Source organism: Paenibacillus sp. FSL F4-0236 (assembly GCF_038000135.1).
Taxonomy (GTDB): Bacteria; Bacillota; Bacilli; order Paenibacillales; family Paenibacillaceae; genus Paenibacillus_AQ.
In genome coordinates this window covers 6,646,355-6,666,185 of the sequence record NZ_JBBOBK010000001.1, presented here as the reverse complement: position 1 = coordinate 6,666,185, position 19,831 = coordinate 6,646,355, and the positions used below count along the sequence as shown (strand labels likewise).

Below are 19,831 nucleotides of genomic sequence, written 5' to 3'. Positions count from 1 at the left end.
AACATAGATTGGATAATTTTACAACGAATTCAGCTGAAAAAGCTGTCGGAAACTAGCATATACAACATACAATTCGACCATATCTACCAATAGTTAACAATCAGGGAGAGATGAACATGAAATTTGCCAGTAACAAAAGGATCTATCTTTTTACAGTAACGATCTTGCTTCTCCTTCTGCTTGTTCTGCCACTCAAAAATCACTTCACGAATGTCGAAGCCAGTTCAAATGATTATCAGATTCGTATGCTTGAGGTTACGGAGAATGGAGTTAGTGAGCTTGCGTCTCTAAAAACGGGAATATCTGGCCTTACCATTGATACAATGAGTATGAAGCGCTTTGTGGCGCTGCGGGATGATCTGGATGGAAGATATGATGCGATTTATATCGGGAAGGGGACTTACAATCCTGCACAAGTGAGTAATCAGCAACCAGCCTCGGAGGAAAATAGAGCTAAGGCACTGGACACCAAAAATATGAAAAACGATATCACTCATCTGAAGGCAGATCAAATTACGAAGGAATTTATTAATAAAGGATTATATGTTTTCTTTCATAGCCAACCCTTTAATGACAAAGATAAAAAACCACAAGCAGAACAAGGTATACTGTACAGCTCTTTTAACAGTTACCGTCTTTCCTCATCCAACCCAAAAGTTAAATTTGTGGATGATGCTGGACTCGCAAATATCTTTACCGATTTAAAAAGACAAAACTCTACGTACATAAATGATCTAAAGCAACGTCCCCGCCTTCAAATTACGAACAGAATTCCCAACTATGACCCTAATGCAACTAACAGCAAAATCCATGTTCCTGGGGAGAAGCTTTCTTTTAATTTCAATATCACTAACGCACCTAATTTACAAAGCTCTCCGCTCTCAGTCAAACTATATATCGGTCTTGATAAGTCCATCAAAATGGGAGAAAAGCAGGTCGTTGCTGAAACAGAGCTTAATACATCCAGCGGAACTATCGAATACACTTTGCCAAAAACATACTCCGGCTTACTCTATTGGAAGCTAGAAATCAATGATTATCATAAATCGCAATTAAAGGATTTTGACAGCGGGGTAATTCGTTATCGCGGAGAGAAGACCATCGTAAATATTCTTCAGGTTATGCCTGACACTCTAACGGAAAGCAGCCTCCTGAACACTAGTAATATGGATCCTCTGTTTCTGAATACAACCGATTATCAACTTAATATAGCGGTCAAAACTATGACCCAATTTAACACATATGTGAATGAAAAATATGCTGCAACACAAAGCTACGGATTAAACGGCACCTATGACATGCTCATCTTTGGTTTTGTCGACGAATACTATAAGAAATCCAACTTAAACACTAATGCAACCAACGCGATTACACAATTCACTGGTACCTTCAAGCAAAGCGCCTTGTTCACTCACGATACCATCATTAATTTAGATGCAAATAAAAAGAACTGGATCAATAATTTCATGGGGATTACCGGTCAGATGAATCCGGAGACCAACTTAGGCCATAATGCCATCAATCTTTCCACCAAGGTTAAGCCGGTGAATGACGGGCTTTTGATGCAATATCCTTTTTATCTAAGCAAGCGGGACGACAGCAACCAGCAAATCGATATCTCCACACCACAAATTGCACCAACACATAACCAGTACTTCACGCTTAATCTGGAAGATCCCGAAGTAGTATCATGGTATAACATTCAAAGCGAAGCTTCAGGTACGAAGATAAAACCAAATGGTGAATATAATCAATACCAACGTGATACCGAGGATAGTTGGAATCAATATTATACATATTCCAAAGGCAATATTACCTACTCAGGTACAGGTCATTTTTTTGGAGTAAGTGATATTCCCGCCAATCTAAGAAATTTCCCAGTTTGGGAACAAAAATTGTTCGTTAATACTATGTATCGCGCTTTTATTGGTGCGAATCATGCTCCTGAGATTACGGTGCATACACCGACTAATGGCTCATCGATTCCTTCTTATCAAAACACAATACTTGTCGACTATACAGTCACTGATCTGGACTTTAACGATCGTGATCTGACAACTGAAATTCGCTTTAAAAATGGGAGCACGTATTTTACCGACATTGAAATGAGTAAAACGAGCATTAAATCAGGGCAAAGTATATATAGAACGGTTAAAAATCCGCTTCCAAATGGGGGCGCACTCGATATCGAAATTAACGCATGGGACCAAAATGGAGCTCTCTCAAGTAAAACTATCAGAGTAAATGTCCTGCCGTCGAACACCAATTTGAGTGTAACACGCTCTCTCTCTCAGAATGTTGTGAATGGTAAAGTAGAAAAGGGAGAACCGGTCACTCTTAGTTATTCCATCACCCCAAAATCTGTACCTTTTGATAAAGTAGGCACGGTCAACCAGACCTCTAACACACAATTAATATCGGATATTGTATTCAACGAGAATCTTCCACCTAACCTGGAGATTTCAGGAGAACTACCAGCCGGTACGATCGTCACTGGAAATGCAACCAGTGGGTTTAGATTGACACGCAATCTAAATAACATAACCTATTCATTAAAAACGGTGAACGGCGCCCAAATCTATAAACCAGACTCTGAGCAACCTATAACGTTCCAAATCACAGTTAAACCGACTCAGACCCAAACCTATACTTTAAATGACTCCAAGCTTAGTTATGTCGATATCCATGCCACATTACCACCTCTGGGAATCACAGGTGAATACAACGCATTTATCCTTCAGACAACCTCACTTCGTGGAGGAACTATTAAGGGACCATTAGCTTCCGGGGGCACAGTCAACTTCAACAACGCTGGTATTACAGTAAATGAACAATTCAAAGACAAAGTTCCATACGGTATTGTCACGGGCGGAGATGTTTCTCTTCCTGAAGGTACGGTTTACGGAAACATATTGGTTAAGGGCACCGTTAAAGACCAACGACCTGGTTCTATTCAAAATGGTACTATCACATACGGTGAACTTCTCAATTTCAACAAGCATGAGAGTTATCTCCTTGGACTCTCTGATGCTATTGCTAAGCTGCCTTCCAATACTTCAACGACTCATGAATATGGAAAACTTACGGTAACAGGTAGCTCATCTATCAATATTGTTAATATTTCCACTTCAGTATTAAATACGCTTAACAGCTCCGAGCTTAAAGTTCCGCAAGGATCAACGATAATTGTCAACGTAAAAGAAGATGGTACAGACCAACCATTCCTTCATTTCCCTCTCGGAAATAACGGTAGTCGTGTGCTATTCAATTTCTCAGGCACCAAGCCTTTGCGGATTTCCCAAGCCGACGTATACGGAACCATTCTGGCACCACGATCTAACATTAACTTTGATGGAGGTCAGGTGTATGGAACAATCATTGGAGCTTCAATGAATATGAGTAGTGCCACTTTATACCATTTCCCTTTTACCGGTAACCTACCAGCGGAGATCTATCCGCTACCTGTCCCAACACCAACAGATCCTTCATCAGCTAATTTATCGCGTACTACGATTTCGTTTGAGACCTTAACCTTTACAGCCGAATATAAAATTAAGGCTCTACAATTAGAAAGCAGGACCATCTATGTCGGAGAAGGAATGCGTTTAATTCCGACAGTCATTCCTTCAGATATCCCTGATCTGGCGTTTCTGTGGACAACTACCGATACTAATTATGTACAGTTGGATTCAAGCAGTGGTTACATCACAGGCCTCGCCAAAGGCACAGCAACTGTTCATGTGGCTGCACTAGATGGTAGCGGCAAACAGGCTACAGCAACCATAACGGTAGCTGAGCGAACTCCACGATCCTTAACGATTGATGGAGATGGGACTGGTGAAATTAACGATTCTATTCCTTTAAGTGCTATCTATGTGCAAGGCAACCTAAATAATCAAGGACCAGAGGCCAATATTACCTATACCTGGTCGGTCACCAATGTCACCTCTGGAGCAAGCAATGCTGTCATTAATACCAATCCAGACTACCCAAGTGATGATACCAAAAAGGTATTCAGTGCTACACAGTCAGGAACTTACTTGGTGAAACTCACTGTAAATTCTAGTAATCGTAATCCAATCACTGCAGATAAGACAATTGTAATCACTAACCCGCTAAAGTCACTGTCGATTGAAGGTCCAATAACGGTAATGGTAGGGGGGCAAATTGATCTACAAGCAATTAGGAATCCTGCTGATTCCGATCCATCAACGCTAATCTGGGATTTCGTGCAATCAACGGATAACAAGATGGCTACACTTACGCCTTCTAGTGACGGGTCAACCGCTAAATTGACGGCTGGTAATACCGCTAAAGAAGGACTGCTGATTAAGGTTTCATTCCAAAAAATCACTTCAACACACATGGTTAATATCGTTGATTTAACTGGATTAAGATTCCGGGATCAGTCCATTACTTTAGAGGTAGGCCATACTTTCCAGTTAACCGATATTTTATGGGCATTCCCAACCTCCATCTCAATAGATCAAATCAAAGATAACTTGAGTTGGGTAAGCGACAATTCTGCAATTGCCAGCGTCAATAATGGAACCAATATTAATACCAGGGGAACTGTTACAGGCGTTAAAAAGGGATCCACACTCATCACAGTGACTTATACCGGAAGCACAGGTACAACAGTAAAAGCAGATATTACGGTTAAGGTTGTGGCACCTCAGAATGACGATCGTTACTAAACTTTACATTTAAACAACAAGAAACATCCAACAAAAAAAGGGTATCCCTAAGCAATCGCTTAAGGATACCCTTTTTTCAACTAGTCTTAATGACTTACAAGTTCCAGAGGCCCCACGGTTACATTCACCTGCTGTACACGCGGGAGGCTAGACTGCTGATGAGTAAAAACATCCTGATTATATTGGATCTTAAAACGGTGACCCGAATTATATCGATCCGTATCCTGATTTTCGAAAGTAAAGCCGAGTGCCGGATCTAAGGGCTCAGTCACGCCTCCTAGTACTGCGTTTACTGTAAGATCCCCTTTAGCGAAAAAACCTCCGTTTAACCAAAAGATTGACCCCACTCCGTACAAGTTAGCATCACTATCCGTGTAAAAAAAAGCTTTCATATAAAATGAATCCTGCTCATCCTTTTTCTTAGGTGGATTCGTAAAAGTGTCAATTCGATTAATGAGCACATCTCCTTGAGATATAAGGACTAACTCCTTACTACTTAAGCCTTGGATCACGGCGTCCTCGACTTTCGTTTCCCCTAAAACAAACATAGTAGAGTTGAATTTCACCTGACCTTTAATAGTAACATTACCTGTAACTAGAATATTAGCTTGAATCTCCAAAAATTTAGTTATATCTGGGCTATAGTTATTTACCTCCAGATCACCATTAACAATAAGCCATTTGGGCTTGTTGGAAGGATTACCTGTTTTAGCTTCATCACTAAACTTCAACTGTTTGTAATCAATTCCATCGATAAGCAGATTACCGTTATAAATCGTAGAATTATTCAAATCCTTATCCAACAAGGAGTTCTGATACATTCTCAATTGTTCTAAGTATTCGCTGTACTCTAGTTTGTAATTATCCTTTTCTTCTTCTGTTGGATTATCTTTAAGTACTGGCTCAGTGTAGGGTGGATTCTCATCGGGTAGTCTATCTAATGTTGTTGTGCTTAAATAATTCCCCAGTTGATTATCCTTAATAGCTTGCTCAAGTTCAGACTTTTTCCCAGTCAACCCTGTCGCTTCCTCCACTTTATCAAGAAAGGATCCCAACACATTGATCTGAATGAACTTTTTCTGCGGTTTGATAAACACCTGTTCTTCATGAATACCCAAAATAGTAGGAAGAATGCTTGAGGCAATATTCTTATTCACAGCTGCATCAATAACTCCATTTCCAGAATATTTGATACTTTCAAGGGATTGCACATGCACTTCAGGTTGAGGCTCGGTAGAAGTGGCTATAGTTTGGTCTTTCAATAATTCCACTCTAGGATATTGAGTCCTTTCTTTTAGATCTTTCACTCCCATGTATGTATATACGGCCGTATCACTGATGTGTAACTCTTTACCCGCATATATATTGCCATGGAGACCAGGCGCTCCGTTTAATGTTAATACTTTTTCCGATCCAAAAGCATATTTAAGAAAATCAGGATAGGTATCTATGACAATCTTTTGTCTCAGCTGTCTGATGACGCCATTAACTGTGGCTTGTGCTTCAATATTGACATAGTATTTTTGCTTATCCTGCTTCTCATAGGTGATGCTTTTGATCGTACCGCCAGCTCCAGATAACTCTGTACTTACGTCATTGCTGACGCCAACAATTTTGGTGCTCACCTCATTAACAATATCTTTAATCTCATCTTCCATATGATCAGGATCAATATCCTTCCGACCATCCAGCTTCGTCTGTATATACGCAGCCGTTTCATCCAAGCCTTTCTGCGCTAAGTGTAAGCTTTGTACATCATTCTCTCTTGTCTCCGTTCGCTGTGCACCACCCACCGTTGCCCCAAGTACAGCTAGTCCAAGTATGGTAAGTAGAAGAGCAACAAACATAACCAGTACCAGAGCCGACCCTCTTTCATTAGGGTTTCTCATCTCTTCTACTCCTCCTAGAATCCGAATGTACTTTTTAATTCTAATGGGTAATCTTTTCCCGCATAGCTCTGTACCAGAGATAAATCTATCGAAATCAGACCACTTTTACACGGAACGGTATTCTGACACTCTAAAATAATTTTGGATTCTTCTGCTAACTTGGAATGAATTGTAGTTCTTGCGTCCTCTGGAGGATTAATTACATCGGGGTTAGCTATCGTAAGAACTCCATTGGCAATCTGAATTCGCGACTTCATACCGTCTTGCCGTTCTAATGTAATGTAGCTATCCGTCTCTTCGCCATTTTGGGTGATCGCCGAGGTAACTTTCTCGGGTGCAAATGTATATAACTCCGTAATAATGGATGACATCAACAAATCACCTTCATCCCGTAGAGAGTTTTCAATTGATATTTTATGATAGCTGCGTAAGCCTAACATCGTGATCCCCGAAATAATTCCAGCAGCCACCGTAAATAATGATAACGCTACAATCAACTCTACTAATGAAAAGCCACCTTCTCTGTGGAGAAGCTTAACGAATTTTCTCATCGGTAATATATCCCTCCACAACAGATTGGGTCTGAGGTCCATTAGAAGAATCCACTCTGCTGACTTTTACCAATACCGGCAATAGATATGCTGCCATATCCTTTTTATCCAAATCACTTAAACTTTCTTTATGTAACTTACGCTGGTACTCAATATCGATTCGATAGTTTACCCCATTGATTGAAGGGTTTAAAACCTGATTTAAGATGGTAGTATCTTCAACGAGTTGTCTATAGTCTTCACATTTCACAGAATCGTCTGCATCGATAACCTTTTGACATTTGGATGCTTCCAGCGAATTGTTCTCTTCTGATTTAAAGTATTCCTTCATCTTCTCAAAATCCTGCTTCTCCACATAAAACAGCGCGTTCCGCGCCAGATTGACCATAATCGTCTTGTTCTGGTTCGATTTAGAGTAACTCATGGCGTTTGTAAAGTAAGACGTAAGTACCAGTGAAACTATCGATAAGATCACAATAGCGGCCAGCACTTCGATCAATGTAAATCCTTTTTCCTGCTTTAGGCCTGATTTCATCCTACTTTCTTCCTCCCGCCTACGAGAATGCTTTCATATTTGCACGTTTTTCCTTATTTTTCTACTTCCATTATATTCTCTCATATCTAGGTACAGCAATCCTCAAAATCCTTATAATTCAGATATTTCTACAATATCTCTCACTTTTTCTGTGTGCTATCATTTGGAGAGAGAGGGGATGGATGAAATGGCTTTAATAGAGTGTAAATTTTATTCGGAAGTACTAGGATTGAATACCTCAATGACTGTAATTTTGCCGCAAAAAACAACCACACAAATCGGGATGAGCAACGTAACTAGAGGCGAACTTCACCCTACGCTGTATTTGCTGCACGGTTTGTCAGACGATGATTCGATCTGGCTTCGCCGGACTTCTATAGAACGATATGTAGCAGAGATGGGAATAGCTGTAGTTATGCCGAATGTACATCGCAGTTTCTACACGGATATGGCGGTTGGAGGCCGTTATTGGACCTTTATTAGTGAAGAGTTGCCAATGCTTGCGCGCTCGTTTTTCCCATTGTCAGATAAACGTGAGGAGAACTTTGTAGCTGGACTATCGATGGGTGGTTACGGGGCGATCAAGCTGGGACTGCGTAAACCGGAGTCTTTTGCAGCGGCAGCGAGTCTGTCAGGAGCACTCGATATGGCGCATAATTTTATGAACGCGGAAGATCCTACCGTCAAAAGCAAAGAATACGAGATGATCTTCGGAACAGAAGATATCGCCGGAACGCCCGAAGACCTTCTATGGCTGCTTGAGGAAGTGAACCGCTCCACGGAACCGAAACCAGCGCTGTATCAATGCTGTGGCACAGAAGATTTCCTGTACACAGATAACTTAAAATTCCGCGATGCATGCCGAGCAACCTCCCTTGATTTCACCTACGATGAAGGTCCTGGCAACCATGAATGGGGCTACTGGGATGCCAAAATCCGCGATATATTGGCTTGGCTACCGTTGAGTAATAACTAGCTTCTTCTAATAGACAACAAAAAGGTGCAGCCATAAGCTACACCTTTAATATCTGTTCTACTCAGATTACCCTCTTAGGAGGGTTCTTTTAAAATATAAGGATAAAGTATACGTTTCACACTACTGTATCCTTATATTTCTCGCTTAATTGCTTACCGTCCTTATAAGGACGCCGAAGGCATTTATGCTTGTTTGGTGATTTTTTTAAATAATCCAGTCTGTTCTGTGATCCCTTTTTCAGCAGCAAATCTCTCAATACTGGATGCACCGAAGAATCCGTCTATACCTTCTGTCCGTTCAATTACATACGCCGCATCCTCTGGCTCAGCAATCGGTCCACCATGACAAATAACCATAATATCTGGATTTACAGCTTTCCCTGCTTTAATAATCGCTTCAATTCTTTCTACACAATCATCTAAAGTAAGAGCGGTCTTAGCTCCAATTGTACCTTTGGTAGTCAAGCCCATATGCGCCACCAGAATATCTGCACCTGCTTCTGCCATAGCTTTAGCTTGTTCAGGATCAAACACATAAGGCGTTGTGAGCATATCCAATTCATGTGCTGCTCTAATCATATCTACTTCTAAACCATATCCCATTCCTGTCTCTTCCAGGTTCTGTCTGAATACGCCATCGATCAAACCAACGGTTGGGAAGTTTTGCACGCCACTGAAACCTTGTTCCTTAAGTTGTTTTAAATAAACCTCCATCACTCTAAAAGGATCCGTTCCACATACGCCTGCTAATACGGGAGTATTTTTCACAACAGGTAATACCTCCGAGCCCATTTCGACTACGATTTGGTTGGCATCTCCATAAGATAATAACCCCGCGAGTGATCCACGACCTGCCATTCTGTATCTTCCTGAATTATAAACAATCAGCATATCCGCTCCGCCAGCTTCACTGCTTTTTGCAGTAATCCCTGTGCCAGCCCCAACACCTAAAAGAATTTTTCCATTTGCTACTTCTTCTTTAAACTTCGCCATGATTTCAGTTCTTGTATTTTTGTTCATGTGTAACGCCTCCATCATTATTAAAATGTCGTGATAGTCTTATTTTCTCATGAGATCTATCAGCTTCTGCGCTGCTGCTTCTGCAAACTCCACATCATTAATGGCACAATCCATTTCGATAACCTCGACAACATTTCTGTTCACACCATTTCTCAAGGTATCAAATAACATCTGATCTTCTTCTACGCCATAAAAAGCTTCCCCTGCAACATCAATGCCGGATATCCCTTTAAGCGGCAACATTAATACCGTTTTTTCTTTGGCCATATTTAATTTCTCGACAAGCTTCTTGCCGATAGCTGCATTCTCTTCTACTGTTGTTCTCATCAAAGTAACTGTAGGGTTGTGTTTATAGAACTTATGTCCAGCAAACTTCTCGGGTACCGTATCATAAGGGCCAAAGTTACACATATCAAGCGCGCCTACCGATACTACCTGTGGAATATGATGTTTACCAGCAGCCTCTAACCGATGAGGTCCAGCATTTAGCACACCACCAATAATTTCGTCCGCCCATTCTGTTGTGGTTAGATCCAATACACCTTCTATAAAACCAGCCTCGATTAGTGCTTCCATGGACTGGCCACCTACACCTGTTGCATGGAATACAAGCACTTCATATCCTCTAGCCTCAAGATAGTTACGGGCTGCCGTCACACAGGGGGTTGTTACCCCAAACATTGTTGTAGCTACTAATGGTTTTTTCTCTATTACTTGTTTATTCTCAAATTTAAGCATACCGGCGATGGCGAAGGCCGCATTGGTAAAAATCTTTGTTGAAATGGAGTTCAGTCCAGCAACATCCACTACGGATGGCATCATGACAATATCACTAGTGCCTACATATGGAGCAGTATTCCCTGAAGCTACGGTCGAAACCATCACTTTTGGTACACCAATAGGCAATGCCCGCATACCAGGGGTTACAAGTGAAGTCCCTCCAGTGCCTCCAAAGGAGATAATTCCATCAAATTTGCCTTGCTTATATAATTCAGGTACTAATTTTTCCATACCTTTGGCTAATAATTCTGTTGCTAAAGCTCTATCTTTCTTGGCAACAAGCTCATCAATACTTACACCCGCGGCTGCTGCTACTTCTCTGTTAGAGATATCAGGTATAAAAGTGGGCTCAAACACACCCGTATGAATCGTAAACGTACCTAGCTCCAAGCTTTCCAGCAAATTTTTAATGTAGAGATATTCTTCACCCTTGGTGTCAAAAGTTCCGGCAATGGCAATCGTCTTCATTTCTTCAACCTCCTCTTCAAATATCTACAACAAAAAAGCATGATCAACTTATGAGTTAATCATACTTCTTTGGTTTATCAATGAAAACGCTTTTATGTCTTATGTTTTTGTGTTTATGTTAGATTTATATTGTTTTGGAGAGTACCCTTTGTACTTCTTAAACATTTTGCTAAACTGCGCATAGTCTTGGTACCCAACTAATGGTGCTAGCTCAGATAACTGGATAGGGTCTCTATGTAATATTTCCGCTGCCTTATCCATCCGAAATTGTACGAGATACGTTTGAAAGCTGCAGCCTACTTTTTTGGTAAACAAGCTACTTAAGTAACTTCGGGATACATGGGCCACCTTAGCTAAATCTGCAAACAAGATCTCATTCATATAATTTTGAGCTACGTATTCTTTTACAAATTCAACATAATCATAGTGCTTTGTGATGCCGTCTAACATTTTGACCATAAAATCATCTTCATCCAGCGTCCCCGACACTTTAAAAGCTTTGGTTATATTCGTAATGGACTTCTCCGATGGAATTCTTTCAAAAGCAGAGCCCCCGATATACCCCATCAAATTTTGATTATTACTGTACATATACTGCACATCAATTGGCGTTTTCACCGGACCACCATACACCAATTTAATTAAATCTGGCTTTAGCTCATTGCATGTATTAAAAATTTTGTCCGCCTTAGCCTTGGCAGCTTCCAGAGAGAATACTTTTTTGGCTCCTAATAATCCCCCTTCGGTTAAGCCTAAATGTGCACAAATAATATCCGCTCCAGCCTCGATCATCTGAGCAGCTTGAATTTCGTCAAATACAAAGGCTATGGTAAACAAATCTTTTTCGTGAGCTATTCTTATAGCTTCTACTTCGAGTAGATAACCATTCCCTTCTTCTGCGAGCGCTTCTCCAAATTGACCATCTATTAATCCAACCGTGGGGTAGTTATTAATTCCGGAAAATCCCTTATTCTTTATTTCACTGATATAGGTCTCCATATCTTTTGTCGGATCGGTTGCATTGAGGCCAAAAATAATAGGAATATCTCTTACCAAAGGGATGATCTCTCTAGATGCAAAGTCCATCACCATATCATTGCTATTACAAAAAGGCAAAATCCCAGCGAGAGAGCTCCTCCCCATCTGGCGGAATTTACCCGAGTTTAACATCAGAAGGAAGTCAGCTCCACCCTGCTTCGCATACTTTGCCGTTATTCCCGCACCTGTGGCTACTCCAATAATATGATTCCCCAGTTCTAATTGTGATCTAAGCTCGTCTAGGATTTGCTCTCTACTCATACTTACGCACCCTCCTATCCCTAATCTAAGGATAACCGTAAAGAACACTGTGAATCCAGTTATGTTATAAGTAGAGCCCATTTAGATAAAAAAATCCCGCCTGCGACCTATAAAAGTCTGAGGCGAGATTTGGTATTGATACGGTTTACAATATAGCGTCACCGTGTTTTACAACCCATTCATTAGCTTCGTGCAGTGCCTGCTCCGCGCGTTCGATTGCAGCCTTCACCTGAATCGTGGCTGTGCCGCCATAAACGTTACGAGCGTTAACTACAGCTTCCGGTTGAAGAACAGCATAGATATTCTCGTCGAAGAGCGGTGAGAATTGCTTGAACTCTTCCAGCGTCAAATCCAGCAGGAACTTGCCTTCGTTGATGCAGTAGAGCACTGTTTTTCCGATTACTTCATGCGCTTGGCGGAAAGGAAGACCTTTGCCTACCAAGAAGTCGGCGATATCCGTTGCATTCGAGAAGTCCGTGTTCACGGCTTCACGCATACGTCCCTTGTTCACCTTCATGGTGGAGATCATCGGCGCGAACAATTGCAGTGCACCAGTCAGTGTAGTAACAGTATCGAACATGCCTTCTTTGTCTTCCTGCATATCCTTGTTGTACGCGAGTGGCAGAGATTTCAGTACGGTCAGCAAGCCAATCAGATTGCCGTAAACGCGGCCTGTTTTGCCCCGTACCAGTTCTGGTACGTCAGGGTTCTTCTTCTGCGGCATAATGCTGCTGCCTGTGCAGAAAGCATCATCCAGTTCTACAAAGCTGAACTCTGTGCTGCTCCACAGCACCAGTTCCTCACTGAGTCTGGATAGATGTGTCATGATAAGGGAGGCATTCGCCAAAAACTCCACGATGAAATCGCGGTCGCTGACAGCATCCAGACTGTTCTCATACACACTGTCAAAACCCAGTTGTTCCGCTACAAAATGACGGTCAATCGGGAAGGTCGTTCCCGCAAGCGCTCCTGCTCCGAGTGGCAGCACGTTGATCCGTTTGTAGCTGTCCGTCAGACGTTCTGCATCGCGGCGGAACATCGATACGTAAGCCAGCAAGTGATGAGCAAACAGGATCGGCTGTGCCCGTTGCAAATGCGTATAACCAGGGATAATGGTCTCCACATTGTCTTTTGCTTGCTCGATCAAAGCTTCCTGCAGCTCATGCAGCAAACTAACTAGCTCAACTACACGGCCACGTAAGTAAAGGTGCATGTCCGTCGCCACTTGATCGTTACGGCTACGTCCTGTGTGCAGCTTACCACCAACTGGACCGATTTCCTCGATCAGATGTTTTTCAATATTCATATGGATGTCTTCATCCGCTACGGAGAAAACAACCTCTCCAGCATTAACCTTGTCCAGCACTTTGTTCAGACCTTGTTTGATTGTTTCCACGTCTTCTTGTGGAAGGATTCCGCATTTGCCCAGCATCGTGACATGTGCCAGACTGCCTTGCACATCCTCTTTGGCCAAAGCCTTATCAAATCCAATGGAAGCCGTATATTCCTCCACCAGCTTGTTTGTTCCTTTAGTAAACCGTCCGCCCCAAAGCTTGCTCACCTGTAGTTTCCTCCTCTTGGACGCCAGAGGGCCGCTCCTATCCTGACGGGAGGAACGGCCTTCGGAATGCCCGTTTAAGTTTATGTTATCCTTCTATTTCGAAGCTCCATTTACACCTGTAGAAACTTTAAGGCGCAATGCGTTCAAGTGGATAAAACCAGTTGCATCCCCTTGATCATAAGCTTGTGTAGGATCAGCTTCCATCGTTGCAATTTCAGGGTTGTACAGGCTGACTGGGCTCTTCACTCCAGCGCCGATGATGTTGCCTTTGTACAGTTTAAGACGAACAGTACCTGTTACATTTTGCTGGCTCTGTGTTACAAGAGCTTGCAGTGCAATACGCTCTGGTGCGAACCAGAAACCGTTATACACCAAAGTGCTGTAACGAGTGATCAGGCTGTCACGCAGGTTCATCACTTCACGGTCCATCGTGATGGACTCCATTTTGCGATGAGCGACGAACAGGATTGTTCCACCCGGAGTCTCATACACACCACGGCTCTTCATGCCGACAAAACGGTTCTCAACCATATCCACACGTCCGATACCGTGTTTACCGCCTAGCTCGTTCAATTTCTCCATCACTTGAAGTGGGTTTAAGGACTCACCATTCAGGGCTACGCAGTCTCCCTTAACAAAATCGAGTTCCAAATATTCCGCTTCATCCGGAGCATCCTCTGGAGCGTTGCTCAGTAGGAACATTCCTTTGTTCTCAGATGCGCTTGGATCGAACCAAGGATCTTCCAATACGCCGCTCTCATAGCTGATGTGCAGCAGGTTACGGTCCATCGAATACGGCTTCGCCGCAGATGCTTGTACCGGAATATCATTAGCTTCCGCATAAGCGATCATTTCCGCACGGCCTGGAAATTGATTGCGGAACTCTTCCAGACGCCAAGGTGCAATCACCTTGATGTTCGGAGCTAATGCAGCTACACCAAGCTCGAAACGCACTTGGTCATTCCCTTTACCTGTCGCACCGTGTGCGATAGCCGTTGCGCCTTCAGCGATGGCGATGTCCACCATGCGCTTAGCGATCAGTGGACGAGCAATACTAGTTCCGAGCAAGTACTGGCCTTCATAAAGTGCGCCAGATTGGAACATAGGGTAGATGAAATCGCTAGCGAATTCATCGCGCAGGTCGTCGATGTATACTTTCGAAGCGCCGGTTGCTAGTGCTTTTTCCTCCAAACCGTCGAGCTCTTCTTTTTGGCCGATATCGGCTGTGAAGGCGATGATCTCAGCATCATAAGTTTCTTTAAGCCATTTCAAAATAACGGATGTATCTAGTCCGCCGGAATAGGCGAGTACAATTTTTTCTTTAGCCATGGTGTGGCAACTTCCTTTCGTGTGGGCTACATAAATTAAAATAACCGTGCTCTCGCTAGCACTTTAACGATTAATCATAATTACGCGGAATGTTTGGACTTCCGGTCGCTGTTATCATCAGATTTCTTTTATTTCAAACCGCATTATGCGGATGAAATCTGATGATAAAGGCGAACGCTACGCTCCTACAGTTCCAAAAATTCCGCTCCATTACTCCATCGTCCAAAACCTAACTTCGCTCAACATTAATTCAATTTATATAGTGATTTATATTTTATATTATTTAAATTCCTTAACTCATCAGGGCAGCCATTAAAGCCTTTTGCGCATGCAGACGGTTCTCAGCCTGATCAAAGATGACCGAGTTAGGGCCGTCAATCACGCCTGTGCTGACCTCTTCCTCACGGTGGGCTGGCAGGCAGTGCAGGAAGAGATAATCGCTCTTCGCGCCTTTTACAAGCTCCTCATTGACCTGATAGTCCTTGAATGCCGCTTCACGCGCCTTTTGCTCCTCTTCGAAGCCCATGCTCGCCCACACATCGGTATAGATGACGTCAGCGTCTTGCACAGCTTCTTGTGGGCTGTGAGTAACAACAATCTTCGCTCCGGTTTCTTTAGCGATCTCACGAGCTTCTGCGACAACTGCTGCATCCGGCTCATAACCTTCCGGTCCGGCAATAGATACGTCCACACCCAGCTTGGCTCCACCAATCATCAGGGAATGTGCCATATTGTTTCCATCGCCGATATAAGCCAGCTTCAGGCCTTTAAGCTTTCCTTTGTGCTCATAAATGGTTTGATAATCCGCCAGCACTTGGCAAGGATGTGCCAGGTCGCTCAGACCGTTGATTACTGGAATAGAAGCATAATGAGCCAGATCCTCTACTTTGTCATGGCCGAAGGTACGGATCATAATTCCGTCGAGGTAACGTGACATTACTTGTGCTGTATCGCCAACCGTTTCACCGCGTCCAAGCTGAATGTCATTTTTGCTCAAGAAAAGGGCATGCCCTCCCAGCTGATACATTCCAACTTCAAACGACACGCGTGTACGAGTAGAGGATTTTTCAAAAATAAGACCAATCGTTTTCCCCTTCAGCGGCTGAAATTCTTCGCCATTTTTCTGCTTCTTCTTCAGCTCAATCGCCGAATCAATCAGATACGTAATTTCCTCCGGGCTGTAATCGTTCAGCTCCAGTAAATCACGGCCTTTCAGTTGCTGCGCAATGGTGTGCTTGTTACTCTGTACGCCCTGACTCATGAGCTTACCTCCCCGTTTGCTTGTATAGCATAAGTATGAATGAGTTCGGAGACGATGTCTACCGCTTGGTCGATCTCCTCTTTACTTACATATAGATTAGGCAGCAAGCGAAGGACATTAGGACCCGCTGTCACGAACAACAGGCCTTTCTTTTGTCCAGCCAAAACAATATCGCCCACTGGTGATTGACATTCAATCCCGATCAACAGTCCTTTGCCACGGATATCCTTCACAAAAGAACTATCCGCCAGCTTCTCTTTCAAAAGACCTGTCAGGTACTTACCCATTTCTTCAGCGCGTTGTGGAAGCTCATCCTCCAGCATCGTTTCAATTGTCGCTGCCATAACCGCTGTTGCGAGTGGTGTTCCCCCGAAGGTGGACGCATGGCTGCCAGGTGAGAATGCTTCACGCAAATACCCTTTGCCAAGCATTAAGCCCGCTGGGAACCCACTAGCAATCCCTTTAGCCAAAGTGAAAATATCTGGTTCAATTCCATAATGCTGATGAGCGAACAGCTTGCCTGTACGTCCCATACCTGTCTGTACCTCATCTACAATCAGAAGCAATCCGTGTTTCTTGCACAAGGCTACTACAGCGTTCAAGAACTCTGGTTCTACCTCTAGCACGCCACCCTCTGCAAGCACCATCTCCAGCATGATAGCAGCGGTATGATCACCAATAGCAGCTTCCAACGCCGGGAGATCATGCAAGGGCACAGTCTTGAAGCCTGCTGGAAGCGGCAGGAAGCCTTCTTTTACCTTTTGCTGACCTGTAGCTGTCAGTGTGGCTAATGTACGTCCATGGAAGGATTGTTCAAATGTGATAACCTCATAACGATCCTCACCTTTAATCTTCTGGTGGTAACGACGAGCCAGCTTAATAGCAGCCTCATTCGCTTCTGCCCCACTATTGCAGAAAAACACTTGATCAGCGCAGCTATTCTCTGTCAAAAGGTTTGCAACTTTGTCCTGTCCAGGAATATGGAACAGGTTCGAGACATGCCAGAGGGTATCGATCTGTTCCTTCAGCTTAGCACCGACTTTTTCAGGAGCATGACCTAGACTGGTCACAGCCAATCCACTTGTGAAATCAAGATACTTATTGCCCTTATCATCCCATACCCAGGTGCCCTTGCCTTTAACTAAGCTAAGATCATATCTGGCGTAAGAAGGGAATACCGCGCTCAGCTTGCCTGCTGCAACATCCGGTGTACCTGATCCTACTGTATCGGTCTGCTGTGCCCCTGCTTGCGAATCCAATTCCGCTTGTGTAAGCTTGCTCATTCTAAGTCACTCTCCCACCTTGTGCTCCTGTGTACCAGGCTGCACCTCTAATTGATATTCATCTATGATTCTACGAACGAATAATACGTGTGCCTATCGCTTCACCTTGTAGTACTCGGCTAAGCACCCGCGGTTCTTTTCCATCCACAATAATAACCTCTGAAACGCTGCCTTGAATGCAATCGATAGCTGCCCGTACTTTTGGGATCATGCCGCCGTAGATTTCTCCACTTTCAATTAAAGCTTCGATTTCCTGTACGGTAACGGATGGAAGCACAACCTTTCGACCCTCCACCGTACTCATAATGCCAGGCACATCTGTAACTACGATCATTTGGGGAGACTCTACATAAGAAGCGACTGCCCCTGCTGCTGTATCTGCGTTAATATTGTAGCGCTGACCTGCAGCATCTACACCGATAGGTGCAATGACAGGAATATATCCCATACCAACAATACCAGTTACAATCTCAGCTTTCACTTCCGTTACCTCTCCTACCAAACCTACTTCAGCGCTATTAGCTACGGGTCTAGCAGTAATCATATTTCCATCGATGCCGGATAGCCCTAGAGCTAGGCCGCCACTTCCTTGAATTCGCCTTACAATCGCCTTGTTGATACTCCCTGCCAGCGTCATCTCTACGACATCTAGTACTGCCTCGGTGGTTACTCGCAGACCGTTCACGAAGCTGCTTTCAATGCCCAGCTTTGCTAGATTCTCTGAAATGGCTGGCCCTCCGCCATGAACAATTACAGGCTGAATGCCTTCCTGCTGCAAATCTCGTAAATCTTCGAAAAAAGAATCAGGAAGAGCAGCCAGCGTACTACCTCCGCATTTCATCACAAACAATCCACTACCATCTAATGCATCTATAAGTTCAAGCTCGCTATTTAGCGTCATAAGTTCGGTATCCTTCCCTTGTGGGCTTAAGCCGCCACAAATTAGGTACGGTATGCAGCGTTAATACGCACATAATCGTAAGTTAGGTCACAGCCCCAAGCTGTAGCCTTTCCGGTTCCATCATGCAAATCTACAGTGATCAGCACAGTTTCACTTTTTTGCAAATAGGCCAAAGCCTTCTCCTCATCAAAAGCAACCGGCTTCGAATGCAGTAGCACCTCGATATCACCTAACGAAATGTTCACACGCTCCGGCGATACTGGTACACCCGCGCGTCCAACCGCAGCAATGATCCTTCCCCAGTTCGCATCCGCTCCAAAAATAGCAGATTTCACTAGACTAGAACCCACAACTGTCTTGGCAATCGCTGCAGCAGCTTCGTCATGAACAGCACCATTCACTTGAACCTCAATCAGGTGGGTCGCACCTTCGCCATCTCGAGCAATCGCTTTGGCAAGCGTCTGGCACACATAAGTGAATCCAGCAGCAAAAGCGTCCCAATCCGGATGCAGTCGAGTCAGCTTCTCATTACCTGCAAGCCCACTAGCCATCGAGACTAGCATATCATTCGTGCTTGTATCTCCATCAACTGTAATCATATTAAAAGTAACGTTCGTAGCAGAACGAAGTAGACTGTGTAAATCTTCCGCTGAAATATCAGCATCTGTAGTCATAAAACCGAGCATCGTAGCCATGTTAGGATGAATCATCCCGGAGCCCTTCGCAGCTCCAGCAATAATAACTTCTACACCGCCAACAAGCACCTTCACGGCAACCTCTTTTTTAACTAAATCAGTTGTAAGTATGGCCTGACAGAATTCCTCCGCTCCAGCAGCCCCACCGTCCAGCTTTTCTGGTATTGCAGCAATACCGCTACGTACGCAATCCATCTTCAGCAGCTCACCGATCACACCAGTCGAGGCGACAGCAACATCATTAACCTCTACACCCAAATGTTGAGCAGCCGCAGCGCGCATCTCATAAGCATCGGCCTCGCCTTGTTCGCCTGTGCAGGCATTAGCATTTCCGCTGTTCACGACTACCGCCTGCAACGTTCCGTTCACAAGACTTTCACGCGTCACCTTCAGAGGAGCCGCCTGAAAAACATTTGTCGTATACACGGCAGCAGCCGTAGCTGGAACCTCACAAAGAATCACTCCGAGATCGTTGCGGTCTGTTTTTTTCAATCCACAGTGCAGTCCTCCGGACTTAAATCCTTTAGGTGAAGTAATGCTTCCACCTTCCAAGGTAGTAAATAATTCAATCTCGCTCATGTTATTTG

Annotated in this window: 14 protein-coding genes; 2 read left to right on the top strand and 12 right to left on the bottom strand. The window is 43.7% G+C overall.

Features of this window, described 5'->3' with window-relative positions:
• The first annotated feature begins 116 nt into the window (after positions 1-116).
• Positions 117-4,697: a DUF5057 domain-containing protein gene (locus tag NSQ29_RS29670; protein ID WP_341126683.1), complete on the top strand. Its 4,581-nt coding sequence runs from the start codon at positions 117-119 to the stop codon at positions 4,695-4,697.
• Positions 4,698-4,783: 86 nt separating this feature from the next.
• On the opposite strand, the gene NSQ29_RS29665 is transcribed toward NSQ29_RS29670, so the two are convergent.
• From NSQ29_RS29665 to NSQ29_RS29655, 3 genes are read right to left on the bottom strand one after another with little or no spacing between them, the layout of a single operon-like run.
• Positions 4,784-6,586 (bottom strand): hypothetical protein, encoded by a 1,803-nt coding sequence (locus tag NSQ29_RS29665; protein WP_341126682.1) that lies wholly within the window; start codon positions 6,584-6,586, stop codon positions 4,784-4,786.
• Positions 6,587-6,600: 14 nt separating this feature from the next.
• Positions 6,601-7,137 carry a PilW family protein gene (locus NSQ29_RS29660; protein WP_341126681.1) on the bottom strand — a complete coding sequence of 179 codons (537 nt, stop codon included), beginning with the start codon at positions 7,135-7,137 and terminating at the stop codon, positions 6,601-6,603.
• Entirely contained in the window at positions 7,121-7,672 is a 552-nt protein-coding gene (locus NSQ29_RS29655) for a type IV pilus modification PilV family protein (protein ID WP_341126680.1), read from the bottom strand. Before NSQ29_RS29655 ends, NSQ29_RS29660 begins: the two co-directional genes overlap by 17 nt.
• A gap of 187 nt (positions 7,673-7,859) precedes the next feature.
• Between NSQ29_RS29655 and NSQ29_RS29650 the strand changes: the two genes are divergently transcribed.
• Positions 7,860-8,648 carry an alpha/beta hydrolase gene (locus NSQ29_RS29650; RefSeq protein ID WP_341126836.1) on the top strand — a complete coding sequence of 263 codons (789 nt, stop codon included), beginning with the start codon at positions 7,860-7,862 and terminating at the stop codon, positions 8,646-8,648.
• A 182-nt stretch (positions 8,649-8,830) separates the two neighbouring features.
• Here the strand turns inward: NSQ29_RS29650 and NSQ29_RS29645 are convergent, their stop codons facing one another.
• The 9 genes from NSQ29_RS29645 to argJ form a co-directional block, all read right to left on the bottom strand.
• Positions 8,831-9,667: a phosphoenolpyruvate hydrolase family protein gene (locus NSQ29_RS29645; RefSeq protein ID WP_341126679.1), complete on the bottom strand. Its 837-nt coding sequence runs from the start codon at positions 9,665-9,667 to the stop codon at positions 8,831-8,833.
• Positions 9,668-9,706: 39 nt separating this feature from the next.
• The gene (locus tag NSQ29_RS29640) at positions 9,707-10,915 is read right to left on the bottom strand and encodes a Tm-1-like ATP-binding domain-containing protein (protein WP_341126678.1); all 1,209 of its coding nucleotides are present in this window, start codon (positions 10,913-10,915) and stop codon (positions 9,707-9,709) included.
• Between the two features lie 99 nt (positions 10,916-11,014).
• Positions 11,015-12,214 (bottom strand): phosphoenolpyruvate hydrolase family protein, encoded by a 1,200-nt coding sequence (locus tag NSQ29_RS29635; protein ID WP_341126677.1) that lies wholly within the window; start codon positions 12,212-12,214, stop codon positions 11,015-11,017.
• A gap of 145 nt (positions 12,215-12,359) precedes the next feature.
• Positions 12,360-13,775, bottom strand: a complete 1,416-nt coding sequence (gene argH, locus NSQ29_RS29630) for an argininosuccinate lyase (protein ID WP_341126676.1) — start codon at positions 13,773-13,775, stop codon at positions 12,360-12,362.
• Between the two features lie 93 nt (positions 13,776-13,868).
• The gene (locus NSQ29_RS29625; protein WP_341126675.1) at positions 13,869-15,104 is read right to left on the bottom strand and encodes an argininosuccinate synthase; all 1,236 of its coding nucleotides are present in this window, start codon (positions 15,102-15,104) and stop codon (positions 13,869-13,871) included.
• A gap of 292 nt (positions 15,105-15,396) precedes the next feature.
• The gene (gene argF, locus NSQ29_RS29620; protein WP_341126674.1) at positions 15,397-16,365 is read right to left on the bottom strand and encodes an ornithine carbamoyltransferase; all 969 of its coding nucleotides are present in this window, start codon (positions 16,363-16,365) and stop codon (positions 15,397-15,399) included.
• Positions 16,362-17,648, bottom strand: coding sequence for an acetylornithine transaminase (locus NSQ29_RS29615; protein WP_341126673.1), 1,287 nt, complete (start codon positions 17,646-17,648; stop codon positions 16,362-16,364). The genes argF and NSQ29_RS29615 overlap by 4 nt, the downstream gene beginning before the upstream one ends.
• A gap of 70 nt (positions 17,649-17,718) precedes the next feature.
• Entirely contained in the window at positions 17,719-18,549 is an 831-nt protein-coding gene (argB, locus tag NSQ29_RS29610) for an acetylglutamate kinase (protein ID WP_076297893.1), read from the bottom strand.
• A gap of 41 nt (positions 18,550-18,590) precedes the next feature.
• The gene (gene argJ, locus NSQ29_RS29605; protein ID WP_341126672.1) at positions 18,591-19,823 is read right to left on the bottom strand and encodes a bifunctional ornithine acetyltransferase/N-acetylglutamate synthase; all 1,233 of its coding nucleotides are present in this window, start codon (positions 19,821-19,823) and stop codon (positions 18,591-18,593) included.
• Positions 19,824-19,831 lie beyond the last annotated feature (8 nt).